14 protein-coding genes are annotated in these 17074 nt (G+C 69.8%); 6 read left to right on the forward strand and 8 right to left on the reverse strand.

Features of this window, described 5'->3' with window-relative positions:
- The first annotated feature begins 11 nt into the window (after positions 1-11).
- From PCA_RS16035 to PCA_RS16050, 4 genes are all read left to right on the forward strand, one after another.
- Positions 12-2246, forward strand: a complete 2235-nt coding sequence (locus tag PCA_RS16035; protein WP_181303619.1) for a TonB-dependent receptor — start codon at positions 12-14, stop codon at positions 2244-2246.
- A complete protein-coding gene (locus PCA_RS16040; RefSeq protein WP_181303620.1) occupies positions 2246-2956 on the forward strand; it encodes a phosphatase PAP2 family protein in 711 nt (236 codons plus the stop codon). The genes PCA_RS16035 and PCA_RS16040 overlap by 1 nt, the downstream gene beginning before the upstream one ends.
- A 91-nt stretch (positions 2957-3047) precedes the next feature.
- The gene (locus tag PCA_RS16045) at positions 3048-4268 is read left to right on the forward strand and encodes a peptidoglycan DD-metalloendopeptidase family protein (protein ID WP_181303621.1); all 1221 of its coding nucleotides are present in this window, start codon (positions 3048-3050) and stop codon (positions 4266-4268) included.
- A gap of 121 nt (positions 4269-4389) precedes the next feature.
- Positions 4390-5766 carry a S41 family peptidase gene (locus tag PCA_RS16050; RefSeq protein ID WP_181303622.1) on the forward strand — a complete coding sequence of 459 codons (1377 nt, stop codon included), beginning with the start codon at positions 4390-4392 and terminating at the stop codon, positions 5764-5766.
- Between the two features lie 51 nt (positions 5767-5817).
- Here PCA_RS16050 and PCA_RS16055 read toward each other — a convergent pair whose 3' ends face one another.
- The 5 genes from PCA_RS16055 to PCA_RS16075 all read right to left on the reverse strand — a co-directional run bounded on the left by PCA_RS16055 (position 5818) and on the right by PCA_RS16075 (position 12432).
- Positions 5818-6555, reverse strand: a complete 738-nt coding sequence (locus tag PCA_RS16055; RefSeq protein ID WP_181303623.1) for a DUF1080 domain-containing protein — start codon at positions 6553-6555, stop codon at positions 5818-5820.
- A gap of 35 nt (positions 6556-6590) precedes the next feature.
- Entirely contained in the window at positions 6591-7148 is a 558-nt protein-coding gene (locus PCA_RS16060) for a gluconate 2-dehydrogenase subunit 3 family protein (protein ID WP_181303624.1), read from the reverse strand.
- Positions 7148-8842, reverse strand: a complete 1695-nt coding sequence (locus PCA_RS16065; protein ID WP_181303625.1) for a GMC family oxidoreductase — start codon at positions 8840-8842, stop codon at positions 7148-7150. The genes PCA_RS16060 and PCA_RS16065 overlap by 1 nt, the downstream gene beginning before the upstream one ends.
- Before the next feature lie 90 nt (positions 8843-8932).
- Positions 8933-10123: an SAM-dependent methyltransferase gene (locus tag PCA_RS16070; RefSeq protein WP_181303626.1), complete on the reverse strand. Its 1191-nt coding sequence runs from the start codon at positions 10121-10123 to the stop codon at positions 8933-8935.
- A 125-nt stretch (positions 10124-10248) separates the two neighbouring features.
- Entirely contained in the window at positions 10249-12432 is a 2184-nt protein-coding gene (locus PCA_RS16075) for a TonB-dependent receptor (protein ID WP_181303627.1), read from the reverse strand.
- 204 nt (positions 12433-12636) lie between these two features.
- On the opposite strand from PCA_RS16075, the gene PCA_RS16080 reads away from it, so the two are divergent.
- Both PCA_RS16080 and PCA_RS16085 read left to right on the forward strand, forming a co-directional pair.
- A complete protein-coding gene (locus PCA_RS16080; RefSeq protein WP_181303628.1) occupies positions 12637-13410 on the forward strand; it encodes a hypothetical protein in 774 nt (257 codons plus the stop codon).
- Between the two features lie 73 nt (positions 13411-13483).
- A complete protein-coding gene (locus PCA_RS16085) occupies positions 13484-14230 on the forward strand; it encodes a pteridine reductase (RefSeq protein ID WP_181303629.1) in 747 nt (248 codons plus the stop codon).
- A gap of 126 nt (positions 14231-14356) precedes the next feature.
- Here PCA_RS16085 and PCA_RS16090 read toward each other — a convergent pair whose 3' ends face one another.
- The 3 genes from PCA_RS16090 to PCA_RS16100 form a co-directional block, all read right to left on the reverse strand.
- The gene (locus PCA_RS16090) at positions 14357-15211 is read right to left on the reverse strand and encodes a DUF6159 family protein (protein ID WP_181303630.1); all 855 of its coding nucleotides are present in this window, start codon (positions 15209-15211) and stop codon (positions 14357-14359) included.
- Positions 15212-15283: 72 nt separating this feature from the next.
- The gene (folK, locus tag PCA_RS16095) at positions 15284-15766 is read right to left on the reverse strand and encodes a 2-amino-4-hydroxy-6-hydroxymethyldihydropteridine diphosphokinase (protein ID WP_181303631.1); all 483 of its coding nucleotides are present in this window, start codon (positions 15764-15766) and stop codon (positions 15284-15286) included.
- Positions 15766-17034, reverse strand: a complete 1269-nt coding sequence (locus PCA_RS16100; RefSeq protein ID WP_181303632.1) for a mechanosensitive ion channel domain-containing protein — start codon at positions 17032-17034, stop codon at positions 15766-15768. The genes folK and PCA_RS16100 overlap by 1 nt, the downstream gene beginning before the upstream one ends.
- Between the last annotated feature and the right edge of the window lie 40 nt (positions 17035-17074).

Genomic DNA, 17074 nt, shown 5'->3' on the forward strand with positions numbered 1-17074 from the left:
CGGAACCACCCATGCCCCAGTCCACGCCTGCCCTTCGCCACTGCGCGCCCGCCCTGCTCGCCCTCTCCATCGCGCTCGCGGTGGCGGCGCCGGTCCGCGCCGACGACAATGCGAACGGGGCGCCGTCCGCGCCGGCGGCGGACGCGGCCCCTGCCAAACCCCAGGACGCCAAGGACCTGAGCGCGGTGCAGGTGAACGCCGCCACCACCGTGAACGACGTGGCGCCCACGCAGGGCTCCATGCTGGCGATCGAGCCGCAGTCCATCGTGGGCAGCCTGTACCTGCAGGAAAACATCGCGCCGACCGGCGACTACACCGACGCGGCGGCGATCTCGCCCAGCGTGTACACGGTGACGCCGAACGGCTCCGGCCTGATGGAGTCGGCGGTGGTCTCGATCCGCGGCTTCCAGGACGGCCAGTACAACGTGACGTTCGACGGCATCCCGTGGATGGACTCCAACGACTTCACCCACCACTCCACCTCGTACTTCACCAACCAGCAGACCGGCAGCGTCGCCGTCGACCGCGGCCCGGGCACGGCCAGCACGCTGGGCAACGCCACGTTCGGCGGCACCATCACGGTGGACTCGATCAGCCCGCGCAAGGACTTCGGCATCAGTCCGTACTTCAGCCTGGGCAGCTGGGCCACCACGGTGGAAGGCGCCAACATCAACACCGGCAGCTTCACCGGCAGCGGCACCCGCGCGGTGGTCAATGTGCAGAACAGCGAGTCGGACGGCTACCTCACCTACGCCGGCCAGCGCCGCCAGAGCGTGTTCGCCAAGCTGGTGCAGCCGGTGGGCGAGAACACCACGCTGACCTTCGCGGCGATGTGGAACAAGCTCAACCAGTACGTGCCGTTCGGCGCCACCAAGGCGCAGCTCGCCCAGTTCGGCAACAACTACGGCCTCAACAACGACCCGACCAGCCAGGCCTACTACCGCTACAACCAGGACAAGATCAACACCAACCTGGGCTACATCGGCCTGCATTCGGAACTCGACGGCTGGAAGATCGACAACAAGGTCTACACCTACGGCTACAACCACTTCGGTTTCAACGGCGAGGATCCGAACGGCGAAACGCCGAACGGCACCTTCTACGGCCCGGACAACGTGCCCGGCCAGCACATGCGCAACACGAACCGCTCGTGGGGCGACATCTTCCGCCTGGCCAGGGACCTCGGCCCGGGCGAAGTGCGCACCGGCATCTGGTACGACCACCAGGACGACATCCGCTGGCTGTACGAGTTCGACGACACGACGAACCAGCTGAACCCCGTGGTCAATCCGGGCGCGTCGAACCTGCAGCTGGCATCGGCGGACCGCCGGATGAACGACACCCTGGTCACGATCCAGCCATACCTCGAATACCAGTGGAACATCGCCGACAACGCCTACTTCATCGGCGGCGTGAAGTACAACGACTTCAAGCGCGACATCAATGCGCCGGTGAACCAGAAGACCGGCACCCCGCTGAACTACTCCAAGAAGTGGACCGCCACCCTGCCGTCGGCCTCGTTCCACTACGCGTTCAGCCAGAACTGGACCGCGTACGCGCAATGGGCGAAGGGCTACCTGGCGCCGAACCTCAACCTGTTCTACGTGCCGAACCCGGCGGTTTCCGACAGCGTGGTGGCGCCCGAGAAGACCACCAACATCCAGCTCGGCACCACCTGGACCAACGACCGCCTGACGCTGTCCGGCGACGTCTACAAGATCAACTTCAACAACTTCGTGCAGAAGCACAACGTCGCCGGCATCTCGGAGTTCTACAACGGCGGCGGCGTGCACTACAAAGGCATCGAGCTGGAAGGCACCTACATGCTGGGCGCGGGCTTCAGCATCTACGCCAACGGCTCGCTGAACCGCGCGATCCAGACCACGGACAACGCCTGGAACGCGAACACGCCGCACAAGACCGCCGCGCTGGGCCTGATCTACAGCAACGGCCCGGCCTATGTGTCGCTGGTCGACAAGTTCGTCGGCAAGACCTACTACACCGCCAACGCGGAAGACGACACGCCCATCGGCGGCTATGCGATCACCAATTTCACCGCCAGCTACCGCTTCGATCCGCACATCGCCGACGTGAAGGACCTGAAGATCGGCGTGCAGCTCAACAACATCTTCGACAACACCCACATCAACGCGCTGGCCGGCACCACCGGCGCGGACAGCACGCCGCTGTACTTCACCATCCCGGCGCGCAACTTCAACTTCACCATCACCGCGGACCTGTTCTGATGAAGCGCTGCGCATTGCTCGCATTGGCATTGCTGATCGCCCAGCCCGCACTGGCCGACGGCAACGGGCCGGTGGTCGATCTCGCGGCGCTGCTGCCGCCGCCGCCCGCCGCCGGTTCGGCGGCGGCGCGGCAGGACATCAACGGCGTGCTCGCCGTGCAGGCCCACCGCACGCACGCGGAGATCGCGGCGGCCCAGGCCGACCGGCTGCACAGCGTGTTCCGCTTCGCCGACGTGTTCGGCGCGGCGTTCACGCCGGAACAGCTGCCGCACACGGCGGCGTTCTTCACCCGCGTGGTGGCCTACGACAAGGGCGAGGTGAAGGCGGTGAAGGCGTTCTGGCACCACCCGCGCCCGGTGCTGGTGTCGCACGCGGTGCATCCGCTGAGCGAGGAAAAGCCCGACGACTGGAGCTACCCCAGCGGCCACTCCACGCTCGGCTACACCGAGGCGGTGCTGCTGGCGAACATGGTGCCGGAACGGCGCGCCGCGATCTTCGCCCGCGCCGACCTGTACGCCCACCACCGCATCGTGATGGGCGTGCACTACCCCAGCGACGTGGAAGGCGGACGGCTCGCCGGCACCGTGCTCGGCGGCCGCTTGCTGGACGATCCCTCATGGCAGGCGGATTACGACGCGGCACGCGCCGAACTGCGCAAGTCGCTGGGATTGCCGGCCACGCCCGCCGCCGCGGCCGTTGCCGCACGCTGACTCCGCGCCGGCCCGCAGGGCCGGCGCCGGCGCATGAACGATCGCCCGCGGGCGGCTCGCCCCCGCCCGCGGGCTCGGCGATAATCGGCCGATGCCCAGCCCCGTCCGCGTCGCCCGCCTTTCCGTTCTCGCCGCCGCGGCACTCGGCGCCGCCCTCGCCGTCGCGCCCGCGCAGGCGCGCCAGGACAAGAGCCAGGCCGAGCAGGCCGCCGCGAAGCAGAAGCTGAGCAACGTGCATCAGGAGGTGCAGGCGCTGGGCAAGCAGCAGGCCGCCACCGCCGAGCGCCGCGACCAGCTCAACACCGAACTGGCCAAGCAGACCACCGCGCTGGCCGCCGCCGCGCGCACCCTGCGCCAGACCGACGCCGAGATCGCCGCCAAGCAGCAGCAGCTGGAGCAGCTGCAGCAGCAGCGCGCCGAACTGAAGCAGAAGCTGGCCGGGCAGAAGGCCGCGATCGCCGACCTGCTGCGCGCCAGCTATGCGCTGGGCCACGGCTCCGACCTGCGCCTGCTGCTGGACAACGAGGACGTGGGCCGCGTCGCGCGTGCGCTGGTCTACTCGAAGTACTTCCAGCAGGACCGCGTGCAGAAGGTGCAGCAGCTGATGGCCAGCCTGGCGCAGCTGCAGACGCTGGAGGAACAGATCACCGCCGAGCAGCAGGCGCTGCAGGCCCGGCGCGCCCAGCGCGAAAAGCAGAGCAGGCAACTGGCGCAGCAGCGCGCCAGCCAGCAGAAGCTGGCCGCCGAGGCCGACGCCACCTACCAGAACCAGGCCCAGCGGCTGGCCGCGCTGAAGCAGGACGAGCAATCGCTCAACGCGCTGGTCGACCGCCTGCAGAAGCAGATCGACAAGGCGATGCGCGAAGCCGCCGCGCGCGAGGCCGCGCGCCAGGCGGCCGCGCGCAAGCACGGCGGCAAGGCGCCGCCGCCGCTGGAAGTGGGCGATGCCGGCGCGAACATCCGCGGCAACCTGCCGTGGCCGGCGGCCGGCGACGTGCGCCGCTACGGCAACGGCGTGCTGATCCGTTCCCCCGGCGGCAGCGAGGTGCACGCGGTGGCGAACGGCCGGGTGGTCTACGCCGGCTTCCTGCGTGGCTACGGCATGCTGGTGATCCTCAACCACGGCAACGGCTGGATGAGCATGTACGGCAACAACGAGACGGTGCTGCACGGCGTGGGCGACGCGGTCGCCGCCGGCCAGGCGGTGGGCACCGCCAGCGCGCCCACCGGCGTCAACACCGGCGTGTATTTCGAGCTGCGCCGCGACGGCCAGCCGGTGGACCCGCGCAGCTGGCTCAGCCAGCACCGCTGACCGCCGAACGCGGGAATCCGTTCAGCCAGCCCCGTTGACGGCCGCCGGCCATCGTCGCAGGCTGGCACCGTCCACACCCGCCGCCCGCGCGGCGGGTGCACCCCTTCCCCGGAGTCGTTCCATGCGGTTTCCCACGTCTACCCTGTGCGCCCTGCTGCTGGCGGCGCCCTTCGCCCACGCGCAGATCGCGCCCGCGCCGGCCGCCAGCGCGCCCGAGCCGCCCACCGACCTGGCGCCCACCCACGTCCATGCCGACGCGCCCGCCAAGGCCGCCGACAACCAGGTCGACCTGCAGGACATCCGCCGCTTCAGCCGCGTCTACGACATCGTGCGCCAGGCCTACGTCGAGCCGGTGGGCAACCACGCGCTGATGAAGGACGCGATCACCGGCATGCTGGCCGGCCTCGACCCGCACAGCGAATACCTGGACAAGGAAGGCCTGGCCCAGCTCGACGAGGACACCACCGGCCAGTACAGCGGCCTGGGCATCGAGGTGCTGCAGCAGGACGGCGGCCTGGTGATCGTCACCCCGATCGACGACACGCCGGCCTCGCGTGCGGGCGTGCGGCCCGGCGACAGCATCGTGAAGATCGACGGCATGCTGGTCGATCCGCAGAACGTGGACGGCATGTTCAAGAAGCTGCGCGGCAAGCCCGGCAGCAAGATCACGCTCACCATCCTGCACAAGGGCAGCGACAACCCGGTGGACATGCACCTCACGCGCGAGAACATCGCGATCACCAGCGTGAAGGTGCGCCAGCTCGAACCTGGCTACGACTACATCCGCATCACCCAGTTCCAGAGCGACACCGCGGCCGACCTGGAGCGCAAGCTGTCCGCCATGGTGGGCAAGGACGGCACGCCCAAGGGCGCGGTGCTGGACCTGCGCAACAACCCCGGCGGCCTGCTCACCGCCGCGGTCTCGGTGAGCGACGACTTCCTCGACTCCGGCACCATCGTCACCACGCGCGGGCGCCTGGCCGATTCCAACATGAGCTTCGGCGCGCATCCCGGCGACCTGCTGAAGGGCGCGCCGCTGGTGGTGCTGGTGAACCACGGCACCGCCTCCGCCGCCGAGATCGTCTCCGGCGCGCTGAAGGACAACCATCGCGCGCTGCTGATCGGCCAGCGCACCTTCGGCAAGGGCGTGGTGCAGACCGTGCTGCCGCTGGACGCCGAGCACGCGGTGAAGCTCACCACCGCGCGCTACTACACGCCGAACGGCACCTCGATCCAGGCCGAGGGCATCAAGCCCGACATCCCGCTCGCCGACCTCAGCGTGCGCAAGGTCGACGCGGCGCCGGAACTGGTCAGCTCCGAGGCCGACCTGCCGAACCACCTCGCGAACGAGAACGCGAAGGCCGCCGGCAACATCGACGCCGACGGCAGCGCCGCCGAGGGCACGCTCGCCACCAACGACTACGCGCTGGCGCAGGCGCTCAACGTGCTGAAGGGCATGGCGCTGGGACGCGGCGCGGCGGTGCCGGCGGCGAAGTGAACGACGCCCGCGGCGCAGCGGCCCGCACGGGCCGCGCGCCGCCGCAGCGCGCTACTTCAACTCGCGGATCATGATGTTGCGGAACCACACGTCGGCGCCGTGGTCCTGCAGCGCGACCTTGCCGGAGCGGAACATGCCGAAGCCCGGCATGTCGCGGAACTTGCTGCCGGCGACCAGCCGCTTCCAGTCCGCGTCCCACAGCGTGGTTTCCAGCACCACCACGCCGTTGAGCTTCTCCACCAGGTGGCCGTGGTCGCTGACGATCTCCAGCCGGTTCCACTCGTTCGCGGGGCGCACGGCCCCGGGCTTGGCGGCGATCAGGTCGTACAGGTCGCCGGCGCGGTGCTTCTCGTACTTCGCGTCGTCGGCGGCGACGTTGTCCAGCACCTGCGACTCGATGCCCGTATGCCACGGATACGGGTACTGCTTCCCTTCCTGCACGTAGAACATCACGCCGCTGTTGCCGGCGGTGGCGATCTTCCATTCCAGCCGGAGATCGAAGTTGGCGTACGCGCCGTCGTGGACGATGTCGCCGCCGTCGGGCGCCTGCCAGCCGTCCTTCATGTGGCTGGTGTCGAGATGCAGGCTGTCGCCGTCGACCTTCCACGCCTTGCCGATGGTCGTTTCGTTGTAGCGGTGCCAGCCCGCGGTGGACTTGCCGTCGAACAGCAGTTTCCAGCCTTCGCGCTGCTGTGCGGCGGTGAGGGTGTTCGCAGGGGCAGCCACATGGTCGGCGGCATGCGCGCCGAACGCCAGCGCGACGCCAAGCAGCAGGAATGCGAATTTCATCGGGATGGCTCCGTGTGGAAGTGGATGGCGGCCGCTCACCATGCCCAGAACGTCTCGCCCCGGTACGGCACGACGCCCTTGTACGGGCCGGGCACCGGCCGGTAGCGCGCCACCTGCGTCTCGCCCGCTTCCGAGGTGAAGAAACCGAACAGCACCAGCTGCTTGCACAGCGTGAACCAGTGCGGCGGCGGGCCGTGGTCCGCACCGGATGCCTGCGCGTGGCGCTTCGCCTCGGCGTCGACCGCCGCCAGGAGCGCCTGCTTCTGCGGGCCGCTGCAGCGCAGGAAACCGGTGCCGTGGGCCTGGTGCGCACGCGCATCCAGCTCGACCAGGCCGGCATGAAGGATGGCGAGGTTGGCCGGCGTGTAGCAGGCGGCCGAATAGCGCGCGACGTAGGCGCCGACCTGGGCATCCTTCGCGCCGGGCGTGTCGGTGCGCGGCAGGATGGTCTCGGCGATTTCGTCGAACAGCACGACCTGCTGCGGCCTGCCCGCGGCGGCCGCGGGCAGTTCGGCCGCAAGCAGGCGGTCCGCGCCGACGAATGCGCTGCCGGTCCATGCCGCGATCGCGCGCAGCAGTTCGCGGCGGTCCATCAGGCGATCCTGCCGTGCCGGCGCAACTGCGCGGCGGCATGGTTCGCGGCGCGCGCGGTCAGCGCCATGTACAGGATGGACGGGCTCTGGCTGCCGGTGCTGGTCATGCATGCGCCGTCGGTGACGTAGACGTTGCGGCACAGGTGCAGCTGGTTGTGCGCGTTGAGCATCGAGGTCTTCGGGTCGGCGCCCATGCGCGCGCCGCCCATCTCGTGGATGTCCAGGCCCGGCGGCTGGTGGTTGTCGGTCGCGTTGACGTGGGTGAAGCCTGCGGTTTCCAGCATGCGGCGCCCTTCGGCGAGGAAGTCGCGCACCATGCGGTCGTCGTTGTCGTCGTAGCCCACCGAGACGACCAGTTGCGGGACGCCCCAGCGGTCCCTGCGGTCGGGCGACAGGCGCACGTGGTTCGAGGCCTTGGGCAGGGTCTCGCCCTGCATGTACATGTACGCAGTCCACTTGCCCGGCCGGCTGACCGCCTGCTTGTAGTTCGCGCCGACCGCCTCGCCATGCATGTCGCGGTCGTCCATCAGGCGCCGGCTGGCGCCGCTGAAGATCACGTAGCCGCCGAGGAAATCCGTGTCCTGCCTGCCCACGTTGCGGAAGTTCGGGATGATGCTCTCGGCGGGCTTGTACACCTCGTAGTACGAATCCTCGAAACCGTCGATCTCCCCGCTCATGCCGGCGCGGTAGTTGTGGAAGCCGACGTAGCGGCCGAGCACGTCGTGGTCGTTGCCGAGGCCGTGCGGGAAGCGCTTCGAGGTGGAGTTGAGCAGGATCAGCGTGGAGTTCAGCGCCGAGGCGTTGACGAAGATCACCTTCGCGCTGAACACCAGCTCCTCGTGCGTGTTCGCGTCGATCACCTTGACGCCGCTCGCCTGCTGCGTCGCCTCGTCGTAGATGATCGAGTGCGCCACCGAGAACGGTCGCACGGTGAGGTTGCCGGTCTTGCGCGCCCACGGCAGCGTGCTCGCGTTCGAGCTGAAGTAGCCGCCGAACGGGCAGCCGCGCATGCACAGGTTGCGGTTGCGGCAGGTCGCGCGACCCTGCTGGCGATGGATCTCCTGCGCCTCGGTGACGTGCGCCCAGCGGCCGGAGACGTAGTGGCGGTCGAACTTCTCCCTGAGCACGCTGCGCAGGTGCTGCTCGACCGCGTTCAGTTCATAGGGCGGCAGGTACTCGCCGTCCGGCATGGTGGCGATGCCTTCGCGGCTGCCGCAGACGCCGATGAATTTCTCGACGTGGGCGTACCACGGCGCGACGTCGTCGTAGCCGATCGGCCAGGGGATGCCGTAGCCCAGCCGCGCCGGCGCCTCGAAATCCATCGGCGACCAGCGCGCGCTGGCGCGACCCCAGATCAGCGACTTGCCGCCGACCTGGTAGCCGCGCACCCACAGGAAGGGCTTCTCCTGCACGTAGGGATGGTCGGCGTCCTCGACGAAGAAATGCTTCGTCGTGGCGTCGTAGCCGGCGGCGCGCGAGATCAGCGGGTTCGCCTCGTTCCACGCACGGGGGTTGTCGCCGCGCAGGTCGAAGTCCCAGCGGCGCAGCGCCATCGTGGGATAGTCCTTGATGTGCTGCACGTCGCGGCCGCGTTCCAGCACCAGTGTCTTCAGGCCCTGCTCGCAGAGTTCCTTCGCCGCCCAGCCGCCGCTGATGCCGCTGCCGATCACGATCGCGTCGTACTGCGTCTCCATCCGGCGATTCTGCACGCGCCGTGCCGCCGCGGCCAGCGCGGCGCCGTCGTCACGGATTCTTCACGGCGCCGGATGGCCCGCGCGTGGACGCTACAGGCGGTCGCCCTGGTCGGCGGCCAGCAGTTCCGCCGGCAGCGGCAGCGCCTCGATGCCGCGCGCCAGCAGCATCGCCTGGAAGCGTTCGCCCATGCGGTCGGGCAGCGTCAGCCGCTTCACTTCCTGCGCCAGCCGGTAGCGCGCAGCCTCGTCGGCGGCCTGGGCGTGCGCGCTCTCGAACGCTTCCTGCAGGCCGCTGGCGATCAGGAACTGCGCCTGCGGCAGGTAGGCGGCCACGCCGAAGCCGGCGCTGTTGCCGGCCTCGGCCAGCGCGGTGAAATCCACCGAGGCGGTGAGGTCGTTGAGGCCGGGCAGCCACAGCGGATCGGCGTGCGCGTGGTGGCGGTAGTGCGCCATCAGCGTGCCGTCGCTGCGCTCGGCGCGGTAGTACTCGCGGCGCACGTAGCCGTAGTCCACGAACAGCATCAGGCCGGCCTCCAGCGCGCCGGCCACGGCCTGCAGCCAGTACGGCAGCTGCGGCAGGATCTCGGTGCGGTAGCCTTCGGGGAAATCCGCGCCCAGGTCGCGCTCGACATGGCGCACCGCGCCGGCCACCAGCGCGTCGGCGGGCCGGTCCACGCGCATCAGCCGCCCCTCGCCGTCCAGCGCCACGTATTCCTCGTACACCTCGCCGCCCTTCATCGCGATGCGCGTGGTGGGCAACGCGTCGATCACCTCGTTCGCGAACAGCACGCCGCGCCAGTCCTGTTCCGGCGGACGGTCCAGCCATTCGACGCGCGCGCCGAGTTCCGCCGGCAGCGCGGCAAGGCGTTCGCGCTGGCGTTCGCGCAGGTCCGCGCTGGGTTCGAGGATCAGGTAGCGGCGCGGCAGCACGCCGGACGCAGCGAACGCGCGCAGCGCCGCCGCGGCGAACGCGCCGCTGCCGCCGCCCAGTTCCAGGAAGTCCGCCTCGTCGCCCAGCGCGGCCAGCACCGGCGCGACGGCGTGCACCACGCAACGCGCGAACAACTCGCCCAGCTCCGGCGCGGTGACGAAATCGCCCGCCTCGCCGAACTTGGTCTTGCCCGCGCTGTAATAGCCCAGCCCCGGCGCGTACAGGCTGCGCTCCATGAACTGCGAGAACGGCATCGGCCCGTGGACGGCGATCTGTTCGCGCAACTGGCGCAGCAGGCGGTCGGAATGCGCGCGCTCGTCGGCGCCGGGTTCGGGGAGTCGGGATGCCATCGTCGGGATCGTTGCCGGAGAACGCCGCCAGCATAGCGGATGGCGCTCGATGCCTTCTGGAAGCTGGCCGCAAGACCCGCCCCCTCACCCCAGCCCTCCCCCCGGAGGGGAGAGGGGGTTCAAGGTCAGAAATCCTTCTGCAGGCTGAGGTACACGCCGCGGCGCGGGCCGAACTGCGGCGCGCCCACGCCGATGCCGGTGCCGTCGCGCAGTTCGTAGGTACGGTCCAGCGCGTTGATCAGCGCGAGCTGGGTGTGCAGCTTGCCGAACCCGTCGAACGCGAAATCGTGCGACACGCTGAGGTCGAGCTGGAAGTACGCCGGCAGGTGCGCGCCGTTCGGCACCGCGCCGTCGCTGCGCAGGCCGGTGCCGAACAGGTAGTTCGCGCCCAGCCTGGTGCCGTCGCCCAGCGCGTAGCTGATGCCGCCGGACGAGCTGTACTTCTGGTCGTGGTCGAGGTGGATGTAGTGGTTCGCGATGTAGGCCAGGTCGTCGGGGCTGAAGTTGTACTGGCTGGTGATCACGTCCTTGCCCATCGCCTTGCTGTACGCGAAGTTGAAGTAGCCGGACCACGGGCCGCTGTCGTAGCTGGCGGTGAACTCCACGCCGGCCACGCGGCCCAGCCGGTAGTTGAACGTGGAATAGACCAGCGCCTGGCCGAACTGGCCTTCGTCCTGCAGGCGGTGCAGCTTGCGGTAGTAGCTGTCCAGGCCCAGCGTCCAGGCCTTGCCGAAGTTCTGCGAGATGCCCAGGTCGAAGTAGTCGGCGCGCTCGGCCAGCGGCTGCGCGTTGCCGGGGCTGGACACCGCGTTGGTGGTGCCGTCGAAGCGGTCGATGTTCGAGGTGGTGATCATCTCGGTGGCGGGCGGCGTGAAATAGCGCGAGTAGCCGGCGTGCACGGTGGTGCTGTCGGTGGCCTGCCAGACCACGCCCAGGCGCGGGCTGAGCTGGCTGCTGGTGGTGCCGGCCAGCGTGTACTGGTCGCCGCGCAGGCCGTAGTTCACCGTCCAATCCTGGCCGATGCTCCATTCGTCCTGCACGTAGGCCGACCAGGTTTTCGCGATCAGCTTGTTGTTGTCGACGATGTTGATCGGCGTGGTGCTGCTCTGGTTGCCGTCGGCGTCCGCGGGGAACACCCAGGCGTCGTTGCCGCTGGCGGCGCGCTCGAAGCTGCCGTACACGCCGTAGCGCAAGGTGTGGGTGTCGTTGAGCGGGGTGGAGAAGTCCGCCTGCAGCGTGCTGGCGCGGTTGCTGCGGCCCACGTTCGCGGCGACGCCGTTGAACATCAGGTCGCCGACCAGGTCGGGGCTGTAGGTCAGGCTGGTGTAGCGCTGGCCCAGCGACACCTGGTAATCGGTGCCGCCCAGCTTGCCCTGCAGGCTGAGCACGCCGAAGCGGGTGTTCTCGCGCTGCCGCTCGTTGAGCCTGGCGGAGTCGAATTCGGTGAGGCCGAGATAGCCGAACTGCGGCTCCTGGCCCGGGTTGTTCGGGATCTGGAAGCGGTTGTTGGTGACGCCGAACATGAAGGACAGGCGGGTGTCGTTGTCGATCAGGTAGGAGATGTCGCCGAAGCCCTTCACCTGGTTGGTGTGGTCGTGCACCGGCTTGCGGCTGGACGTGGGGTTCTCGATGCCCACGTCGTTCTCCAGATAGTTGCCGGTGAGGTACCAGCTCCAGCGGTCGGTGCTGCCCCAGATCGAGGCGTTGGGATTGAGCATGCCGAACGAACCGCCGGTGATGCCCACGCTGCCGCCGTTGCCGAGGTCGTGCCCGCTCTTGGTGGTGATGTCCACCACCGCGGCGGTGCGCAGGCCGTACTGCGCGGGCAGCGCGCCGTCCAGCAGGTTCACGCTCTGGATCATGCGCGTGTCCAGCGTCTGGCCGAAGCCGGAGATGGACTCGGGCACGATCACGCCGTTGATGCGGTACTGCAGGTTCGCGTGGTCGCCGCGCACGTGCAGGCCGCCGTAGGAATCCTGCACCACGCCCGGCGCCTGCAGGATCACCTGGTTCAACGGCGTGGCCGCGCCCAGCGGCAGCGCCTGGATCGCCTTCTGGTCGATCACGTACTGGCTGGAACCGGTGTCCGGCGACAGCGCGTTGCGCGCCTGGTCCAGCGCGGCGGAGACGCTGATCGCGCCGAGCTCGTGCACCTTGGGCGCCGGCTTGTTGCGCGTGGCGCCCTGGGTGTCGTCCGTGGGCGTGGCGGGCGCGACGGCGGCGCCGGCGGGGGCATCGCCCGCGTTCGCACGGGAGGAGATCAGGCACAGCGCGGCGGCGAGACCGAGGGCAAGCGGGGAAAGCTTCATGAGGCGCGGGTTCCAGTCTGGGGCGGCTCCGGCCCACGCGGGCCGGATCAATTTTCGTAATGTTATAACATTACCGACATCGACCGCAGCCGACCCGGGCCACAAGTCATGGTCGCGTGAAGACGCACGCCGATTGGGCGCCGCTTCATGCCAGGCGCCTAGACTGGCCTGCACGCGCCAGCCGGCGCGCCCATGGAGTGCGCCATGAGCCAGCAACGCCCGCCCGAGGGCGATCGCGCCGGGAGCAGCCGCCAGGTTCCGGCGGTGATCGGCAAGCACGAGGAGGCGAACCGCGTCACCCAGGCCATCCTCGATTTCGTCAGCCGCATCCCCGACAGCAAGGTGGACGGCGCGGCCGATCCGAAAGCACAGGCGCGCCAGCTCGCCGGCCGCGCCGCGCAACGCGCCGCGCTCACCGCCGGCACGCTCGCGCTGCCGCCCGGGCCGCTGGGCTGGCTCACCGTGCTGCCGGAGCTGGTGGCGATCTGGCGGATCCAGGCGCAGATGGTCAGCGACATCGCCGCCGCCTACGGCCGCCACGCCGAGCTGGGCCGCGAGCAGATGCTGTACTGCCTGTTCCGCCATACCGCGGCGCAGGCGTTCCGCGACCTGGTGGTGCGCATGGGCGACCGCCTGCTGTTCCGCCCCATGTCGTACGCGGTGGTGGAACGCATCGCCAAGCATCTCGGCGTGAAACTCAGCCAGCGCGCGGTGGGCGAAGGCGTGTCGCGCTGGCTGCCGGTGATCGGCGCGCTGGGCGTGGGCGCCTACGCGTACTACGACACCGGACAGGTGGCCGCCACCACCATGGAGCTGTTCGACCACGGCATCGAATACCAGACCGGCGATGCGCCAACGGAACCTCCGCCGCTCGCACAGCACGGCGTTCCACCGGCACGCAAGGCCACGGGCAAGCTCGCCAGTGCGGTACGCAAGGTCGCCACGCGCAAGCGCCGCCCGCCGTCGGACGAAACCTGAGGCACGGCCGCGGGTGACGCGGCCGCGCCGATCCGGCAAGCTTGTCCATCCCGTCGCCGTGCAGGAACGCCGCATGCCGCCACGCCATGAACGTCCCGTCGCCCTGGTCACCGGCGCGGGCAAGCGCGTGGGTGCGGTGATCGCGCGCACGCTGCACGCGGCCGGCTACGACCTCGCCCTGCACTGCCGCCGCTCGGTGGCGGAAGCCGAGGCGCTGGCGGCCGAACTGGAACACGCGCGCGCCGGCAGTACCCTCGTCCTGCAAGCCGAACTGGCCGATCCGCATGCGCTGCCCGCGCTGGTGGACACCGCGCTCGCCCGCTACGAAAGGCTGGACGCGCTGGTCAACAACGCCTCCGCCTTCCATCCCACGCCCGTGGGTTCGGCCACCGTCGCGCAATGGAACGAGCTGTTCGCGTCGAACGCGCAGGCACCGTTCTTCCTCGCCCAGGCGGCCGCGCCCGCGCTGCGCGCCGCGCGCGGCGCCATCGTGAACATCGTGGACATCTACGCCGAGCGCCCGCTGGCGGACCACCCGATCTACTGCATGGCGAAGGCCGCGCTCGCAGCGATGACGCGCTCGCTGGCGCTGGACCTCGCGCCCGATGTACGCGTCAACGGCGTGGCGCCCGGCGCCGTGCTGTGGCCGAGCGACGGCAAGCCGTACGCCGACCAGCAGGCCATGCTGGCGCGCACCCCGCTGGGCCGCGCCGGCTCGCCCGAAGACGTGGCCGGCGCCGTGCTGTGGCTGCTGCGCGACGCGCCCTACGTGACCGGCCAGATCATCCGCGTGGATGGCGGCCGCACGCTGGCGACGTAGTCCGGTGTCGGGAAAGTGCAGCCTGCACTTTCTCGGCTCGCCGAGTCCGGTGCATGTCCGGACCCGGCTCCGCCACCCAGCCGCGCACGCGGCCGACTGGCGCGCGATCCATCCATGGACCGGTGCTCAACCCTTGCGGCGGAACGCCGACTCCAGCAGCGCCTGGTCGAAACCGCCGCCCACTTCGCCCGCTTCCGCGTAGCGGTACAGCGCCGCGGCGTAGATGCCCTGCAGGGTGGACTGCACCAGCCCCAGCAGCACGAGGCCGATCGCCACCAGCACGACCACCGGCACGATGACGGCGCTGGACTGGGTGGCGACCGCGCCGAACACCAGCATTCCCGCGACCAGCGCCGCGAGGAAGAACACCACGCCGAACACCACGCCCAGCCCGGCGTTGCCGATCAGGTTCTCGCCCCAGGTCTGCTTCAGCAGCTCCGCGCTGCGCTTCACCGCATCGACCGGGCCGACGCCCTCGCTGGCCAGCACCGGCACCACCAGGAACGTCGCCACCGTCCATGCCAGGCCCAGCAGGCCCACCACGAAGCGGCCGACCAGGCCCAGCCGCTCCTGCAGCGCGCGCAGGAACAGGCCCACCGTGGCGGCGATCAGCGCGTAGCCGAAGATGCTGCCCAGCCGCGAACGCGCCAGCGCGAAGCCGTCGGCCATGCCCGCCGGCTCGCCGCGCAGGCGCCGCAGGGCCACGCCGGCCAGCGCGGTGTTGAAGAACACGATCACGAAGTACTGCACCAGGTAGAACGCGAACAGCACCAGGTAGTACATGGGCGCGAAGCGGCCGCCGTCGAGGTCGCCGCCGCGGTGGCCGGCCATGGCCAGCACCACCGGCAACAGGAAACTCGCCGCCACCACGATGCTGCACAGTCCCGACAGCAGCGGGAACAGCAGCAGCGACTTGTCCGAGCGCAGCACGCCCGCGCTCGCCTTCATCAACGCCCAGCTGCGGGCGAACTTTCCGGCCATGCCAACCACCCCTGCATCCGATGTGAGCCGTTCTTCTAGCACCGCCCGCGTTGCGGCGACAGTGCTGGACGGCTACAGCGGCTCGGGCGTGAGCGGCTCGCGCTCCTTGGGAAACGCCGCCCACAGTGCGGCCATGGTCTGCCCGCTGACGGGGTGGCGCAGCTGCGGCGCGATATCGGCCAGCGGCTTCAGCACGAACGCGTGGCGGAGTTCCTTGCGCGGGATCTGCAGATGGCCCGGGCCGCTGATCACCTCGTCGCCGTACAGCACGATGTCCAGGTCCAGCGTGCGGTCCGAATAGCGCGGCACGTCGCGGCGGCGGCCGTGGCGGTCTTCCAGCGCGTGCAGCCAGTCGTTCAAGGCGCCGGGGGCGAGCTCGGTGTCCAGGCCCACCGCGAGGTTCACGAAGTCCGCGCCGTCGAAGCCCACCGAGCGGCTGCGGTAGGCCGGCGACACCACGATCGCGCCGAAGCGCGCGCGCAGTTCGTCCAGCGCGGCACGCAGGTAGCGGTGCGGTTGCTGGTTGGAACCCAGGCTGAGGTAGACGCGGGCCATCACGGTGTCGCGGGCTGGAAAGTCCGCGATTCTGCCTGCCCTTCGCCCAGTCGCGCCAGCCCGGCCTGCAGATCGTGGCCGCTGGGCTGCTGGTACAGGCGCAGGCCGAACTCCGGCAGCAGCGCGAAAAGATGGTCGAAGATGTCCGCCTGGATGCCCTCGTACTCGGCCCATGCCACGGTGGCGGTGAAGCAGTACAGCTCCAGCGGGATGCCCTGCGGACCGCTGGCAAGCTGGCGCACCATGCAGCTGAGGCCGTGGTGGATGCGCGGATGGTCGTCCAGGTAGGCCTGCGCATAGGCGCGGAACGTGCCGAGGTTGGTGAGCCGGCGCCGGTTGGCCGCCACCGCGTCCGCCTCGCCCAGCGCCCGGTTCCACTCGGCCACTTCCTGCTGCTTGGCCGACAGGTAGCCCGCCAGCAGGTGCAGCCGCGCCAGGCGCTCCAGCGTCGCGGCGTCGAGGAAGCCCACGCTGCCCGCGTCTATGGTGATCACGCGCTTGATGCGCCGGCCGCCGGTCTCCTGCATGCCGCGCCAGTTCTTGTACGAGTCGGAAATCAGCCGCCAGCTCGGGATGGTGGTGATGGTCTTGTCCCAGTTGCGCACCTTCACCGTGTGCAGCGCGATGTCGATCACGTCGCCGTCGGCATTGAGCTGGGGCACCTCAATCCAGTCGCCCACCCGCAGCATGTCGTTGGAGGACAGCTGCACGCCGGCCACGAAGCCCAGGATGGTGTCCTTGAACACCAGCATCAGCACCGCCGACATCGCGCCCAGCCCCGACAGCAGCAGGCCGATCTCCTGCCCGGTGAGCGCGGTGACGACGACCAGCCCGGCCGCCACGAACAGCGCGATCTTCGCGAGCTGCATCACGCCCTTGATCGAACGCTCGCGGCCGCGCGGCGTGTCGCGGTAGAGGTCTTCCAGCGCCGACAGCGCGGCGGCGATCGCCATGGCCACGAACAGCACCAGCAACGCCTCGGCGACGTTGCCCACCACCTGCGCCAGCCGGTCCGGCACGTCCGGCACCAGCGCGATGCCGTATTGCACGATCAGCGCCGGCACCGTGCGCGCCAGCCACAGGAAGGTGCGGCGCCGGCACAGCGCATCGTCCCAGTGCCACTCGGTGCGCGCGGCGATGCGGTGCACCACGCGCACCAGCACGCCGCGCACCAGCACGCCGGCCAGCCACGCCAGCAGCAGCAGGGCCAGCAGGCCCAGCACGGTGCGCATGCCCGGCAGGTCCATCAGTTGTTGCAGGGAAGCCATTCGCTTCGCTCCTCGGTATAGGTCCGGCCCGGCGACGGGC

The organism is Rhodanobacter sp. PCA2, assembly GCF_013620825.1.
GTDB lineage: Bacteria > Pseudomonadota > Gammaproteobacteria > Xanthomonadales > Rhodanobacteraceae > Rhodanobacter_A.